This window comes from Neisseria elongata subsp. elongata (assembly GCF_900113545.1).
In the GTDB taxonomy this organism is placed as follows: Bacteria; Pseudomonadota; Gammaproteobacteria; order Burkholderiales; family Neisseriaceae; genus Neisseria; species Neisseria elongata.
In genome coordinates, this window is record NZ_FOPS01000007.1 from 63,244 (window position 1) to 78,152 (window position 14,909).

15 protein-coding genes are annotated in these 14,909 nt (G+C 57.8%); 5 read left to right on the top strand and 10 right to left on the bottom strand.

All coding sequences use genetic code 11. The features are described from left to right. Nucleotides 1-115: 115 nt before the first annotated feature. Nucleotides 116-262 (top strand): hypothetical protein, encoded by a 147-nt coding sequence (locus BM261_RS12680; protein ID WP_167659715.1) that lies wholly within the window; start codon nucleotides 116-118, stop codon nucleotides 260-262. An 85-nt stretch (nucleotides 263-347) separates the two neighbouring features. Here BM261_RS12680 and BM261_RS08070 read toward each other — a convergent pair whose 3' ends face one another. The 3 genes from BM261_RS08070 to BM261_RS08080 are packed head-to-tail and all read right to left on the bottom strand — an operon-like array spanning nucleotide 348 to nucleotide 1,931. Next, nucleotides 348-1,025 (bottom strand): tetratricopeptide repeat protein, encoded by a 678-nt coding sequence (locus BM261_RS08070; protein ID WP_074897254.1) that lies wholly within the window; start codon nucleotides 1,023-1,025, stop codon nucleotides 348-350. Nucleotides 1,026-1,061: 36 nt separating this feature from the next. After that, a complete protein-coding gene (locus BM261_RS08075; protein ID WP_074897256.1) occupies nucleotides 1,062-1,730 on the bottom strand; it encodes a class I SAM-dependent methyltransferase in 669 nt (222 codons plus the stop codon). A 9-nt stretch (nucleotides 1,731-1,739) separates the two neighbouring features. After that, nucleotides 1,740-1,931, bottom strand: a complete 192-nt coding sequence (locus BM261_RS08080; protein WP_049249118.1) for a DUF3460 family protein — start codon at nucleotides 1,929-1,931, stop codon at nucleotides 1,740-1,742. 150 nt (nucleotides 1,932-2,081) lie between these two features. Between BM261_RS08080 and BM261_RS08085 the strand changes: the two genes are divergently transcribed. Next, nucleotides 2,082-3,635, top strand: a complete 1,554-nt coding sequence (locus tag BM261_RS08085) for a YdgA family protein (RefSeq protein WP_074897258.1) — start codon at nucleotides 2,082-2,084, stop codon at nucleotides 3,633-3,635. Between the two features lie 208 nt (nucleotides 3,636-3,843). Here BM261_RS08085 and hemF read toward each other — a convergent pair whose 3' ends face one another. After that, nucleotides 3,844-4,755, bottom strand: a complete 912-nt coding sequence (gene hemF / locus BM261_RS08090) for an oxygen-dependent coproporphyrinogen oxidase (RefSeq protein ID WP_074897260.1) — start codon at nucleotides 4,753-4,755, stop codon at nucleotides 3,844-3,846. Nucleotides 4,756-4,949: 194 nt separating this feature from the next. On the opposite strand from hemF, the gene argS reads away from it, so the two are divergent. After that, nucleotides 4,950-6,668, top strand: a complete 1,719-nt coding sequence (argS, locus tag BM261_RS08095; RefSeq protein ID WP_074897263.1) for an arginine--tRNA ligase — start codon at nucleotides 4,950-4,952, stop codon at nucleotides 6,666-6,668. Nucleotides 6,669-6,765: 97 nt separating this feature from the next. Continuing rightward, complete coding sequence (locus BM261_RS08100; protein WP_074897265.1) at nucleotides 6,766-7,245, top strand: hypothetical protein; 480 nt, start codon at nucleotides 6,766-6,768, stop codon at nucleotides 7,243-7,245. 187 nt (nucleotides 7,246-7,432) lie between these two features. On the opposite strand, the gene BM261_RS08105 is transcribed toward BM261_RS08100, so the two are convergent. The 6 genes from BM261_RS08105 to BM261_RS08130 all read right to left on the bottom strand — a co-directional run bounded on the left by BM261_RS08105 (nucleotide 7,433) and on the right by BM261_RS08130 (nucleotide 11,301). After that, nucleotides 7,433-8,206, bottom strand: coding sequence for a TatD family hydrolase (locus BM261_RS08105; RefSeq protein WP_074897267.1), 774 nt, complete (start codon nucleotides 8,204-8,206; stop codon nucleotides 7,433-7,435). Between the two features lie 67 nt (nucleotides 8,207-8,273). Then, complete coding sequence (locus tag BM261_RS08110; RefSeq protein ID WP_074897269.1) at nucleotides 8,274-8,660, bottom strand: PilZ domain-containing protein; 387 nt, start codon at nucleotides 8,658-8,660, stop codon at nucleotides 8,274-8,276. An 11-nt stretch (nucleotides 8,661-8,671) separates the two neighbouring features. Next, nucleotides 8,672-9,649, bottom strand: a complete 978-nt coding sequence (gene holB, locus BM261_RS08115; protein ID WP_074897271.1) for a DNA polymerase III subunit delta' — start codon at nucleotides 9,647-9,649, stop codon at nucleotides 8,672-8,674. A 132-nt stretch (nucleotides 9,650-9,781) separates the two neighbouring features. Next, nucleotides 9,782-9,988 (bottom strand): (2Fe-2S)-binding protein, encoded by a 207-nt coding sequence (locus BM261_RS08120; RefSeq protein WP_003772222.1) that lies wholly within the window; start codon nucleotides 9,986-9,988, stop codon nucleotides 9,782-9,784. Nucleotides 9,989-10,105: 117 nt separating this feature from the next. Next, nucleotides 10,106-10,507, bottom strand: coding sequence for a fluoride efflux transporter CrcB (gene crcB / locus BM261_RS08125; protein WP_074897272.1), 402 nt, complete (start codon nucleotides 10,505-10,507; stop codon nucleotides 10,106-10,108). Beyond that, on the bottom strand, nucleotides 10,504-11,301 hold the full coding sequence (locus BM261_RS08130) for an energy-coupling factor ABC transporter permease (protein WP_240317867.1): 798 nt from the start codon (nucleotides 11,299-11,301) through the stop codon (nucleotides 10,504-10,506). Before BM261_RS08130 ends, crcB begins: the two co-directional genes overlap by 4 nt. A gap of 25 nt (nucleotides 11,302-11,326) precedes the next feature. On the opposite strand from BM261_RS08130, the gene BM261_RS08135 reads away from it, so the two are divergent. After that, complete coding sequence (locus BM261_RS08135; protein ID WP_240317868.1) at nucleotides 11,327-14,752, top strand: DNA translocase FtsK; 3,426 nt, start codon at nucleotides 11,327-11,329, stop codon at nucleotides 14,750-14,752. Nucleotides 14,753-14,909 lie beyond the last annotated feature (157 nt).

Genomic DNA, 14,909 nt, shown 5'->3' on the forward strand with positions numbered 1-14,909 from the left:
ACTGCGGGCGGCGCGTTTGAGGCAGGCTATCCGAAACGGAATGCCGATAGTGGGTAAAACGGCGGCTTTGCTTTACAATGCGCCCTTTTACAACCCCCTAAAGAAAGGCAGAATCATGAGCCAGGAAGAAAACAAAATCAAAGTAGATACTTATGACGACGAACAAAACCAGCAGCCGAAAGAGGAAATCGAGCTGCCGGTGATCGACGACAACAAAGGCGAAACCACCGAAAGCGGCTGCTGCGGCGTGTGCGGCGGCTGATTTTTGGCAACGGTCGATATGGGAAACGGCGCGGAAATCCGCGCCGTTTTATTTTTTCAGACGGCCTGCCGTTTTCTGGAGGGCATCAATATTTGTCCGCGTGTTTCGCGGCTTTTTTTGCCGCCGCACTGTCGGGGTAAATGAGCATCAGCTTGCGCCAAGTGTCTCTGGCAACGTCGCGCTGCTGCATGTTCCACTGGCATTGGCCGATGGAGAACATGGCGTCGGCGGCTTCGGAACTGTTGCGGAAACGCGAGATGTAACGGTTGCCGATGTTGATGACGGATTCGCAGTTGCCGAGGCGTTGGTGGCTCTGCATGAGCAGGTACATGCTTTGGCGGTCGTGTTCGCTGCCGCTGCCGCCGCTTTCGCTGGCCTGCAGCAGTTTGGCGGCGGCGGCGAAGTTGCCGCTGCGGTATTGTTTGCGCGCGGATTCAAGCGGGCTGTCGGCAGGGGCTGCGGACGGTTTTTCACTGCTGTGCCGGGTATTGTCGCGGACGGTTACGGCAGTGCGCGCCGGACGGTTGCGTTCGAGCTGCCGGATACGGGTTTGCAGGGTGTCGATTTGATTTTGGAGCTTGGCGATTTCCATGCCCATGTTGTCGATCTGGCTTTGCAGGTCTGGGACGGGGTAGGGGACGTTTTCTGTTGCGGAAGGCGGCTGCGGCTGTTCCGGCGGCAGCTTGGGGGCGGCCGGGGGAACGGCGGTGCAGGCGGCCAGTAGCAGGACGGAAGTGGCGGAGGCGAGGTGTTTCATGGTCATGCAGCGGAAAAATGCGGCGGCGTTTTTCAGACGGCCTTATTGTTTAATGAGGAGTGTCAGCCCGTCGCCGACGGGAAGGGTGATGGCGTTCACGCGCGGGTCGCCGGGCAAGGAGGCGTTGAATGCCTGCAAAACAGACAATGACGGCGGGGCGTCGGCATCGTTTTCGGACAGGATGCGGCCGCCGAGCAGGAGGTTGTCTATGGCGATGATGCCGCCTTTGCGCACCAGTTGCAGACAGCGTTCGTAGTATTGCGGGGTGGGCGGTTTGTCGGCATCGATAAAGGCGATGTCGTAGCTTTCCGCTTCGCCGTTTTCCAGCAGTTCGTCGAGGGTGAATAGGGCGGGCTGGAGGTGGAGGCTGATTTTGTGCGCCACGCCCGCTTCGCGCCACGCCTGTTGCGCGTGTTCGGTAAAGCTGGCGTTGATGTCGCAGGCGGTGATGCGGCCGTGGTCGGGCAGTGCAAGGGCCACGGCGGTGCTGCTGTAGCCGGTAAATACGCCGATTTCAAGGTATTTTTCCGCACCGGTCAGGCGGACGAGCCAAGAGAGTACGGCGGCCTGTTCGGGCGCGACGGCCATTTTGCCCATGCGGTGCCCGGCGGTACGCTCCCGCAGACGCTGCAAGACGGGCGGTTCGGCTTCGCCGATGCGGCGCAGGTAGTCTAAAAGTTCGGGCGTGAAGACGGTGGTGCGGGTGCTCATCTGGGCGGTTTAGTCGTCGTAGGAGTAGTAGGTGTAGGGCTTTTTGGCCACGCTGGCGGCGGCAAAGGCGGCCTGTTCTTCGGCTTTGAGTTCGACATCCCAGAGCAGGTCGCGGTTTTTCAGACGGCGTTCGGCTTCTTCGGGGTGTTTTTCGATGTATTCGTTGAGGAATTTGGTGGCGTCGGATTGGTAGTCGTACATGTTGTCGCTCCTTTCGTGAAGGCAGTCATTATAACGGATAACATGTGGTGGGAAACGCCTTTTTTCATGCGGGAAAAGGCCGTCTGAAAAGACAAAGCGGGTAAATGATGCTATGCTTGCCGCTTTGAATTCCAAGCGTTGCGAAATACGATGAAGAAAAAGCTGATTGCCGCATCTGCGGGCGTGGTGGCGTCGGGCGCCTTGTTTTTCGGAGGTGCGCCTTATTATTTCGGCGGGCAGGCCGAGCAGGTGTTGGCAGACCAATACCGCCTGCTGCAGGAAAACGGTTTCCTCACCGTCGAATCGCGCCGTTACGAGCGCGGCTGGTTCGAATCGACGGAAACTTTGGAAGTCAGGCTGAAGCCGTCATTGCTGAACAATGCGGGCAATTATCTGCCCGATAATCTGAAAACCGTGCTGTCCGAGCCGGTTACCGTCATCAACCATGTCAAACACGGCCCGTTTGCCGACGGCTTGCAGCCTGCCGCCGCACGGGTTGAAAGCGAATTCCGCTATAGCCCCGAAGCGGGAAAAGTGTTGAAACGCTTTTTCGGCGAACAAGCACCGGTAACGCTGACCAATACCATCGGTTTGGGCGGAGGAGGCCGTCTGAACCTGTCCGTGCCCGCGTTTGATTATGAGGAATTGTCGGGCATCGCCCTGAATTGGAAAGGCTTGAGCGGAGAAACTTCCTACACTTCCGGATGGGCCAGCTTTAAAAGTAATTACCAAGCCCCGCTGCTGCACATCAAGCTTGCCGACAAGGGCGACATCCGGATGGAAAACCTGCAAATCGGCAGTGATACCTACGACAGCCCGAGCAAGCTGGCCGTCGGCAGCAGCAGTTTCAAATTGGACAAACTGTCGCTCCAATGGCAGGAAGGCATCGATTACAACATCAAATTGAACGAATTGGTGAATTTGGTAACCGATTTGCAAATCGGGGCGTTCATCAATCCCACCGGCACCGTGCCGCCGTCTAAAATCACCGTCAGCAAGCTGCAATTCGACACGCGCATGAACGAAGAGGGCGGCTGGGCGAATACCGAAGGCCGCTTCCGTTTCGACCGCCTGGCCTACGGCGACGAAAACTACGGCCCGCTGGACATCGATGTCGCGGCCGAACATCTGGAAGCGAAATCCCTGTTGGCCATCAAGCGGACAATGGCGGAAGTCGCTTCGAAAAACATGAGCGAGGACGAAATTCAAAAAGCCTTGCTCCATACCGCGCGCAACGAGGCTTCGGGTTTGTTTACCGGCAATCCGATTATCAAAGTCCGCGCATTCGATTTCACCCTGCCGAAGGGGAAAATCCATGCCGACGGCCAACTTTCTTTCAACGGCCTGAGCAAAGCCGATTTGGACGATGTCTCCCTGATGTTGAAAAAAACCCGGGCCGATTTCAAATTCGACCTGCCCGAGCCTTTGCTTGAAGACATGGCCGTCAGCCAGGCGCGCAGCCTGTTTACCGTCAATCCAGAAGACGAGGCGGCCGGTACGGCGAGCATGGAAGACATCAACGAAACCTTGCGCCTGATGGTGAAAAGTACGGTCAATGTGATGGCCGACAACGGTTATCTGACCTTGAAAGACGACAATGTCGCCACGCGGGTGGAGATTGCCCAAGGGCAGTTGAAGCTGAACGGCAAGGTGTTCGAATCCGAAGCCGAGCCTGAGTTTGACGACGAGGGTGCGGCACCATAGCCGGTTTGGCGCAAAGAAAAGGCAGACCTGTCAAAAGGCCTGCCTTTTCTTTGTCCGCCGTAGAGGCCGTCTGAAAAAATGTGGGGCGGCCATGAAACCGGGCAGCGGATGATTTCGCTTTTCCGCGCCGATGCGGAGTCTTTACCGGAAGGATGCCGTTCTCCGAGATGACGGCATATCAAGCGCATTGCTTTGCCCGTTAAACGGCTCAGGCTTTCTCTGATTTGCCCAGCCAGTCGCGCGGTTTCAGATAATCCTGCAGCTTCGCCTCGTCGCTGCCTTCTTCGGGGCGGTAGCCGTATTCGAAGCGCACCAGCGGCGGCATCGACATCAGGATGCTTTCCGTGCGCCCGCCGCTTTGCAGGCCGAAGTGCGTGCCGCGGTCGAATACCAGGTTGAATTCGACATAACGGCCGCGGCGGTAAAGCTGAAACTGCCGTTCGCGTTCGCCGTAGGGCGTGTTTTTGCGGCGGGCGACGATGGGACGGTAGGCTTCGATATAGGCCTCGCCCGTTTCGCGGATAAAGTTCAGGCAGGTGGCGAAATCCCAGCGGTTCAAATCGTCGAAAAACAAGCCGCCGACCCCGCGCGTTTCTTCGCGGTGTTTGAGATAGAAATAGCGGTCGCACCAGTCTTTGTATTCATCGTAGAGGCCGTCTGAAAAACGGTCGCACAAGTTTTTTGCCGTTTGATGCCAGTGCACGATGTCTTCGTCGAAAGGGTAAAACGGCGTCAGGTCGAAGCCGCCGCCGAACCACCACACCGGTTCGGCATCTTTTGGATAGGCAATGAAACAGCGCACATTGGCGTGGCTGGTCGGCACATAAGGGTTGCGCGGATGGATGACCAGCGACACGCCCATCGCTTCAAATGCCGCTCCGGCCAGCTCGGGGCGGTGCGCCGTGGCGGCGGCGGGCATGGACGCACCTTTCACATGCGAAAAATTCACGCCCGCCTGTTCGAACACCGCGCCCTGTTTCAATACGCGGCTTTCGCCGCTTCCCAAATGGCTCTGCCAATGGTCGGCAACGAATGCCGCGCCGTCTTCCTCCGCTTCCAATGCGGCACAAATGTTGTCCTGCAACTGCCGCAATACCGCCAAAACGTCCAAAGTATCCATTTCCTCTCCTGATGATGTCATATCGATGGCCGACAGTATAACGCCTTTTCAGACGGCCTAAAGCGGCGGGAAACGGTTTATCGCATCCGGCCTCTGCGGTAGAATGCGGGTTTCCCTTCTTTTGCACCTATACGATAAAGATGCCGTCTGAAAACCGTTTTTCAGACGGCCTCAAAACAAGAAAGCCGAACGTTATGAAACTCTCCCAAGCCGTTGCCGCCGAAGTAGAAGCCGCCTTTGCCGCCTGCGGGCTGGCTTCAAGCCCGATTGTTTTACAGCCGACTAAAAACGCCGAACACGGCGACTATCAAATCAACGGCGTGATGGCCGCCGCCAAACGCCATAACCGCAATCCGCGCGAACTGGCGCAACAGGTGGCCGACAAACTGTCGGGCAATCATGTAATTGAAAGCGCGGAAGTTGCCGGCCCGGGTTTCATCAACCTGCGCCTGCGCGCCGACTTTTTGGCGCAAAGCCTTTCCCACGCGCTGCACAGCGGCCATTTGGGCATCCGCAAAACCGAACAGCCGCAAACCGTCGTCATCGACTATTCCTCGCCCAATCTGGCAAAAGAGATGCACGTCGGACATCTGCGTTCCAGCATCATCGGCGACAGCATTTCGCGCGTGTTGGAATTTATCGGCAACACCGTCATCCGCCAAAACCACGTCGGCGACTGGGGTACGCAGTTCGGCATGTTGGTCGCTTATCTGGTCGAGCAGCAAAAAGACAATGCCGCGTTTGAACTGGCGGATTTGGAGCAGTTTTACCGTGCAGCCAAAGTGCGCTTTGACGAAGACACCGCCTTTGCCGACACCGCGCGCGAATACGTTGTGAAGTTGCAAGGCGGCGATGAAACCGTGTTGGCGTTGTGGAAACAGTTTGTCGATATTTCGCTCTCGCACGCCCAAGTCGTTTACGACACGCTGGGCTTGAAACTGCGTCCTGAGGACGTGGCGGGCGAATCGAAATACAACGACGATTTGCAGCCCGTGGTCGATGATTTGGTTCAAAAAGGTCTGGCGGTCGAAGACGACGGCGCGAAAGTCGTGTTCTTGGACGAGTTTAAAAACAAAGAAGGCGAACCCGCCGCATTTATCGTGCAAAAACAAGGCGGCGGCTTCCTTTACGCTTCCACCGATTTGGCGTGCCTGCGCTACCGCATAGGTCGTCTGAAAGCCGACCGCCTGCTCTACGTCGTCGACCACCGCCAAGCCCTGCACTTCGAACAACTTTTCACCACTTCCCGCAAAGCAGGCTATCTGCCTGAAGATGCAAAAGCCGAGTTTATCGGCTTCGGCACCATGATGGGCAAAGACGGCAAACCGTTCAAAACACGCAGCGGCGATACCGTAAAACTGGTTGACCTGCTGACCGAAGCCGTCGAGCGCGCCACCGCTTTGGTGAAAGAAAAAAATCCCGAATTGGGCGCGGACGAAGTGGCGAAAATCGGCAAAACCGTCGGTATCGGCGCGGTCAAATACGCCGATTTGAGCAAAAACCGCACCAGCGATTATGTGTTCGACTGGGATGCCATGCTCTCGTTTGAAGGCAACACCGCCCCCTACCTGCAATACGCCTACACCCGCGTGCAAAGCGTGTTGCGCAAAGCCGGCGAATGGGACGCAACCGCGCCCACCGTTTTGACCGAACCGCTGGAAAAACAGCTTGCTACCGAGCTGCTAAAATTCGAAGACGTGCTGCAAAGCGTGGCGGACACGGCGTATCCGCACTACCTCGCCGCCTACCTCTACCAAACCGCCACCCTGTTCAGCCGCTTCTACGAAGCCTGCCCGATACTCAAAGCCGAAGGTGCAACCCGCAACAGCCGCCTGCAACTGGCGAAGCTCACCGGCGACACGCTGAAACAAGGCTTGGATTTGCTGGGCATTGATGTGTTGGATGTGATGTAAATGAAAAGGCCGTCTGAAAACTGTTTTTCAGACGGCCTCCGTTTATCGGCTTCCTTCCGCCTGCCGTCTTTTCAAACCTTTTATCGGAGTGAAAAACATGAAACGCCTGCCGGCCATCTTTGCCGCCTTATTGCTCCTTACCTCCTGCCGGGAAAGTCCCGCCATGCCCGATAACCGACCCGCTTCCCAAGAATATCCACCAACGGCTTCCGATGCCGTGCCGACCAATGAAGAATTGTTGGCCTATGCCGAAGAACACTTGGCCGTCTACCGTTATCACGATGCCGCCGCGTGGGCATATGAACTGAAACGGCGGGGCATCACCCTCCCGCCACGCCTGCAACAAGTATTGGACGAAGAACGCTACGATCCCGATGCCCCCGTGTCCACCGGCAGTATCTACCACCTCCGGCCGCAGCAAATCGACCTGCTGCGGGAGAAAGCGGAAAACGGCGACACGGCCGCCGCCGAACGGCTGTGGCGATATTACAGACTCTCTGCGGAACAAACGCCCGAGAATAAACGGCAGGCCGACTATTGGGATGCCAAAGCCGGCGGAGGCAGTCAGCCGAAGTAGGTTTGGCGGCAATGCGGGACAATGGCTGCGGCGGCGGATTGGTAGGGTAGTCGGACGGCATGGATGCGGTGTTTTGGCTTGAAACGGATTGCCGGCTGTCGTTTTTCCCTTACCGCTTCGCTTGAATCAAGAAAGGCCGTCTGAAAGTTTCAGACGGCCTCTGAATTTGCCTGTTTGTTTGTCGCGGTTATTGCGGGCGGGGGATTTTGTCGAATAGTTTGAAAAAATTGTCGGTGGTGGCGGCGGCGATGTTTTCCAAGCTGTCGCCGCGCAGTTGGGCGACAAATTCTGCGGTATGGCGGACGTAGGCCGGTTCGTTCGGTTTGCCGCGTTTGGGAACGGGGGCGAGGAAGGGGGCGTCGGTCTCCACCAGTATTCTGTCGAGCGGGACGTATTGTGCGGCTTCCTGAATGCTTTGGGCGTTTTTGAAGGTAACGATGCCGGAGAAGGAGATGTAGAAGCCCAAATCCAAGGCCAGTTTGGCCACGCGCACGTCTTCGGTGAAACAGTGGATGACGCCGCCGTGCGCGCGGTGTTCGCGCAGCATCCGCATGGTGTCGTCGGCCGCGTCGCGGGTGTGGACGATGAGCGGCAGGCCGCTTTCGTTGGCGGCGAGGATGTGGTTGGCGAAGCGGCGGTGCTGCCATGCCAAATCGCCTTTGCACCAGTGGTAGTCGAGGCCGGTTTCGCCGATGGCGACGACTTTGGGGTGGCGGGCGTGTGCCGTGAGTTCGTCCGTGCCGAATTCTTCCGCCTCAGGGTCGTCGGGGTGGATGCCGACGCTGGCGTAGATGTGCGCGTGTTGTTCGGCGATGGCCAAAACCTGGTCGAAGCTTTGCCTGCTGACGCTGACGGCGAGGGCGTGCGAAACTTGGTTGGCGGCCATGTTGGCGAATACTTCGGGCAGGCGGCCGGCCAGGCCGTCGAAGTTGAGGTGGCAGTGTGAGTCTATCAGTTGCATGTGTGTGGTTTTTGTAAGGGGTGAGGCCGTCTGAAAAACAGTTTTCAGACGGCCTCATGCCGGTTGGTTAAAGTGTGAATGTGGCGCGCTCGCTTCTGAGTGCGGTGCCCAGTTGTTTTTCAATCATGTTTTTGATGTTAATGCAAATTTCGTCTTTGCCGAAAGCCACGCCTATGCCTTTGGGTCGCACGGCGGTGGATATTGCGAAGTTAATCCAGGCGACGTTGGTGCGCAGGAATTTTTTTTCTTGGCTGTTGCCCAAGGAAAGCGCCAACAGGACTTCGTCTCCGAGGGAGAATTTGTCGTTGGTGGCAATGAAGAGGCCGCCGTGTTCGAGGAAGGGCATGTAACAGTTGTAAAGCGATTGCCGGTCGGGGATGTGGAGGTTCATCATTTTTGCCGGAATCGGGATGTCGGCGGGTTTGTTGAAGTCGTAATCAATGGTTGAAGACATATGTCGGTTTCCTATTTGTTCTGCCAGAAGTGCAGGTATTCGGTGAGCAGGTATTCGAGTTGCATTTTAACACTTAATGTATGGCGGCCGTAAGGGATGAGTTCGTTCAGACGGCCGTTTAGCCGGAATAGGGCGGCAGGTGTGGTGCGTCCGGCGACTGCGGCCGATTGTTCGCGGCTGGCGGGATAGTAGAGCGGAGGCATGTTTTGTTGTGCCAATCCGATGTCGAGCAGCCATTTTTGCAGCCAGTCGAGAAAAACGGCCAGCGGCTGTTTTTGTTTGTCGAAGGCGGTGGCGTAGTCGAGTACGGCCAGCAGGCGGGGGGCGGCCAAAAGTTGCAGCAGTTCCCCGCGCAGGGCGGTTTGGCCGGGGTCTTCGTCAAAGAGCGGTGCGCCGCTGTGGAAGGCCAGCAGTTCTTCGGCGTGGGCCGGGTGTTGTTGGCGGACGTATTCCAGTGCGGTTTGCCGGTCGGGGGCGGAAAGCACCATTTGGCGGCAGCGGCTTTTGATGGTGGGTAGCAGGCGATCGTGGTCGTGGGAAACCAGCAGGAATGAGACGTCGGCCGGCGGTTCTTCCAGTATTTTCAGCAGGCCGTTGGCTGCCTGGGTGTTCATGCTTTCGGCCGGATGGATGAGGACGACGCGTTTGCCGCCGCGAACGGAGGTCAGTTGGATGTGTTCGATCAGGCCGCGTACGGCATCGATTTTGATTTGCAGCAGTTTGCGGCCGACGGTTTCGCCTTCGGGTATTTCGGGGGTGAGTTCGTAGAAGTCGGGGTGGCTGTTTTGGGCGAACAGGTGGCAGGAGGGGCATTGCCCGCAGGGTTGGCGGTCTGCCGTTGCTTGTTCGCACAGCAGTGTGGCGGCCAAATGGCGGGCGAAGGCGGTTTTGCCGGTATTTTCCCTGCCGGAAAAGAGCAGGGCGTGGGGCAGCTGCCGCCAGTGGGCGGCAAGCTGTTGCCAGTCGGATTGATGCCAGGGATAGATCATGTGCGGGAGGGGGTTGTTCGGACGGGCGCATTATATAGCCGCACCCGTTTTTGCAACAGTGGCCGTCTGAAAGAGTGAAAAGGCCGTCTGAAAACATTTTTTGGTTTTCAGACGGCCTTTGATGTCGTGAGGTTAGTTGCCGATGTTGATGCCGGCGGTTACGGAGCTGTTTTGCTGATTGTTGCCGGCAGTCAGGAAGGAGGAGGCCAAATCTTTGCAGCAACCGCAGCATGTGGCAACGCCCAGCTGTGCCTGCAGGTCGCTCAAGGTGGAAGCGCCGGCCGATACGGTTTCTTTGATTTGGTGATCGGTAATCGCGTTGCAGATGCATACAAACATGATCGTAATTCCTTCCCTGAGAGGTTTGTTAAATAGGATTCAATAGTGTTCGCAAATATAAATGCAAATGCTTCGTAATGCAAGCGCAAAATACGGAGTGCGGGCAAGGGGTTGTTTTCAGACGGCCGGGTGGTGGAGCAGGCGGACGAGGGACAGCCCTCCTGCAGTGAAAAGCAGCGAGCCGCCAAGGTGCAACAGGATGGTCAGTACGGCGGCGGAATAGCGTTGTTGTTGCAGCATGGCAACGATTTCGAGTGAAAAACCGGAAAAGGTGGTCAGGCTGCCGAGCAGGCCGGTGATCAGCCACAATTTCCAATACGGCGGCAGGTCCGGCAGGCTGTCGGCCAAACCGGCCGCCAAACCGATAAGCAGCGCGCCTATCCAGTTGGCCGACAGTGTGGCGCGGGAAAACGGCTGGTCCGGCGTGTCGAGCCAAAGGGCGAGCAGCCAGCGTGCGGCGGCACCGAATGCCGCGCCGCAAACTACTGCCGACAATGAGGCGAAAAAGGGAAGTTTCATGATTCAGACGGCCAAATGTTGTTTTGACGGCTCAAGTAGAAATCGTCGTCGAAAGTCAGCAGAAACTGGGGTTTGAGGGCGACGAAAATGGCGGTAAACATGCCGGTCAGGAAGGCTTCTCCCCAGCTGATGAGGAAGAAAACGGGGAAAGCCTGCTGCCATAAATCCACGGCGGCAAAGACGGTGCTTTGCGAGAGCAGGGCGGTAATTGCCGCGCCGGTGGCCATCATGCCTGCGGCGGCGCAAAAGAAACCGTTGATAAAGATATACAGGAACAGATTGGGTGGAAGGAAACGGCGTACGGCGTAACGCAGCAATTCCGCCACCGCCAATGCGGGCAGGGTGACGGCGAGGACATTGAGCGGGGCGGCCGCCAGATTCTGCGCACCGACCGTCAGCAGTATATGCGGCAGCATAAACAGGGCGGCCAGCCAAAATGCCGCTGCCGAACCTATCATCAGGCTGCCCAGTGCCACGCCGAGCAGGTGGTAGCGCAAACCGCCGAGCTGTCCGCCGTCCAAGCCTGCCCCCAACGACCAAAAGACGGCGAAAAAACACAGCAAAACACCGAACGCCTGCGGATTTTGCCGCCATGCCTTCAGTGCGGGTTTGGCGCACAACAGCAGGCAGGCGGGCAAAGCGATATAGGCGGCGTAGAGCCACGGCGTTTCAAACCATACGGTGAAGAAATCCATAATCCGGCAATGTTTCAGACGAAAGCCGCACATTATATGGCAAACGGCGGAAAGTTTCTGTTTGCCGTCGAAACACGCTAAAATGGCGGCTTTACGCATTCTTACGGAAAGCCGTCCGGAATTTATGTTTTGGATTATCGTCAGCATTTTGTTATTGATTGCCGTAGCCGCCTTGGTCGGCTGGCGGTTTTATCTCGACCGCCAATGGCAGCGCGAACTGCGCTATTTCAACCGGCACGAAAACGCCCCGCCACCGGAAAGCGGCGGAGAGGCCAAAGCCGTTTACGGTGCCAAGCCGAACCTGAACAACAGCCGGCACAACAGGCGCGATGCCGACGAAAGCCGTGCCGTTTACGAGCGCACGGTGGAAAAGCTGCGCGAAGTCGCGCCCAAACGCTACCGCAAACTGAATGCCGCCGATGCGGAAGGTTCGCCGCAGACCGAACATTTCCACGACCTGCCGATTTTTGCCGCCTCGCAGCCGCAGGAGGCGGAAGAGGCGGAAGAGGCGGAAGAGGCGGAAGAGGCGGAAGAGGCGGAAGAGGCGGAAGAGGCGGAAGAGGCGGAAGAGGCGGAAAATCCGCCTGCCGAAGAAAATGTTCAGACGGCCTCTCAAGCGGAAACTGCGGAAACGGTTCAAACACCCGAGGCAGAATCCGAAGCAGAACAGGAAGCCGCGTTGCAGCCGGAAACGCCTGCCGAGGCCGTTCCCGTGTATTCCGCAGCAGCGGATGATGCGGCGGAGTCCGAAACGGATATCGAAAACGCCGAATCCGAGCCGGATGCCGAGGTGCGCAAAACCGCACCGCCGCCCGATGCCGAAGTGATTACCGCCGACGAAATCGGCCATTTCAAACGCAAGAGTGTGCAGGAAATCATGGCGGAGGAGTTCGAATACACCCACCGCGGCGATCCGGCGGATGAAGCGGCCGAAATAGAAGGAACGCCGTCCAAACCGGCTGCAGATGCGGAAGTGATTACCGAAGCCGAGGTCGGGCGTTTCCGCCGCGAGCCCGCTGCCGCCCTAATCGAAAAATTCAGCCCCGAAGTACAAGAACACGTCCCGCCGCCCGATGCGGAAATCATTACTTTGGCCGATGCCACCCGCAACCTTGCGGCAGGCAGCCGTGCCCATGAAATCAAACCCCGCCCAGGCCGTTATGAAGAGCAACGATTCGGCAGCAGGCCGCCGCATACACCGGCTGCCTGCCTGCCGGTTATCAGTTACAGCGACCCTTCCGTTTTGCGCGTGGAAGAACGCGCGGCACAACGCCGCCTCGAACGGAAAAACCAAAATTTCAACGCGCTTGCCGCGAAACCCGCCGTACAAGAAGCAATAAGGCCGTCTGAAAAAGGCTTCAACGCGCCCGAAACGATAGAGGAAAGCGACATCCGCGCCAATTTGATGATGCGGCGTATGGCGCGGCAGCGGCAAAGTGCGCGCCGCAACGACATTGCCCCGCGCATCATTCCTGCCGACGAAGTCATCTCCAACCTGGCCCGGACGGAACGCCCGTCCCGCCGCCTGCGTCGCATCAGTACGGTGGACAATGCCAGCATCCTGCCTGCTTCCGCGCGGATTTCCAATTACGGCGGAGAAGTGGTCAAGCCGAAACCCGCCGCCAAGCCGCTTCGTGCAGACAGTGCCCTGGCCAACCGTTTCGCCCCTTATCCGTACAGCAAGCCGGCAGAAGTGCCACCGCCCGATGCCACGGTGGTCGAACCGCCGGCCGTGCCGCCGACACCGCCTTTGAGCGTGGATGTCCCGCCGCCTGCATCAGTGGCGTTTTCAGCCGAAATGATCCAGCCGTGGGATGAAGGCGGGGCGGCCGAATATGCGTTTGCCGGCGAAGAAGCGGCCGGCGGCATTTATTCCGATGCGGCGGACGCGCAGGAATGGCTGGACGACGTATTTGCACCGTCCGAACCCGAACAAGCGGAATACGGCGGTTATGCCGACAAGCCGTCTGAACATGACGAACCGTCTGAAAACAGTGATTTGGTATATGGTAGCGAAGCCGGTTTTTCCGAACCCGCGCCGTTTTCAGACGGCCTCTACCCGCTGCCCGGCCTCAACCTGCTGAAACCCGCCAGCTACAATCCCGATGCGACGCAGAGTGAGGAAGCATTGCTGGAAAACAGCATCACCATCGAAGAAAAACTGGCCGAGTTCAAGGTCAAAGTCAAAGTGTTGGAAGCGTATGCCGGGCCGGTCATTACCCGCTACGAAATCGAACCCGATGTCGGCGTGCGCGGCAATGCCGTGTTGAATTTGGAAAAAGACCTTGCCCGCTCGCTCGGCGTCGCCTCCATCCGCGTGGTGGAAACCATCCCCGGCAAAACCTGCATGGGCTTGGAACTGCCCAATCCGAAACGTCAGATGATACGCCTGAGCGAAATTTTCGATTCGCCCGCGTTCGCCGAATCACCCTCCAAGCTCACGCTCGCGTTGGGGCAGGACATCACCGGCCAGCCCGTCGTCACCGACCTTGCCCGCGCGCCGCACCTCTTGGTGGCCGGTACGACCGGTTCGGGCAAATCCGTAGGCGTGAACGCCATGATTCTGTCCATGCTGTTCAAGGCCACGCCCGACGACGTGCGCATGATTATGATCGACCCGAAAATGCTGGAACTGAGTATTTACGAAGGCATCCCGCACCTGCTCGCACCGGTGGTAACCGACATGCGCCTGGCCGCCAACGCGCTGACTTGGTGTGTGAACGAAATGGAAAAACGCTACCGCCTGATGAGCCATTTGGGCGTACGCAACCTCGCGGGCTATAACCAGAAAATACGCGAAGAGGCCGCATACGGCCGCAAAATCGGCAACCCCTTCAGCCTCACGCCCGACAATCCCGAACCGTTGGAAAAACTGCCGTTTATCGTCGTGGTGGTGGACGAATTTGCCGACCTGATGATGACGGCGGGTAAAAAAATCGAAGAACTGATCGCCCGCATCACACAGAAGGCGCGCGCGGCGGGCATCCACCTGATTTTGGCCACCCAGCGGCCGAGCGTGGACGTGATTACCGGCCTGATTAAAGCCAATATTCCGACCCGCATTGCCTTCCAAGTGTCGAGCAAAATCGACAGCCGCACCATCCTCGACCAAATGGGTGCGGAAAACCTGCTCGGTCAGGGCGACATGCTGTTCCTGCCGCCGGGCACCGGCTATCCGCAACGCGTACACGGCGCGTTCGCTTCCGACGAAGAAGTACACGGCGTAGTGGAATACCTCAAACAGTTCGGCGAACCCGATTACGTCGAAGACCTGCTCACCGGCGGCGTCGGCAGCGACGACATCTTCAGCAATGCCAACGAAGGCCGCAGCAACGAAGGCGGCAGCGATCCGCTGTACGACGAGGCCGTGTCCTGCGTGATTAAAACCAACAAAGCCACCATTTCCTCTGTGCAGCGTTACCTGAAAATCGGCTACAACCGCGCCGCCAACCTCATCGAACAAATGGAGGCCGACGGCATCATTTCCGCCGCCGATGCGGGCGGCAAACGCACCGTGTTGGCACGCGACAGCAGCCATTTGGACGGATAAGGCGGGGGAAGGCCGAGAAGCAGATAAGATGCCATCTGAAAACGGATTCTCCCTACCGCCCTTTTCCTAATCCTTAATCTGATTACGCATCTGTTTAATCACCGGTTCGCCAGCGTGCAAACCGCCTTTGGATGGTACGGGTAATGGCGTGTTATCG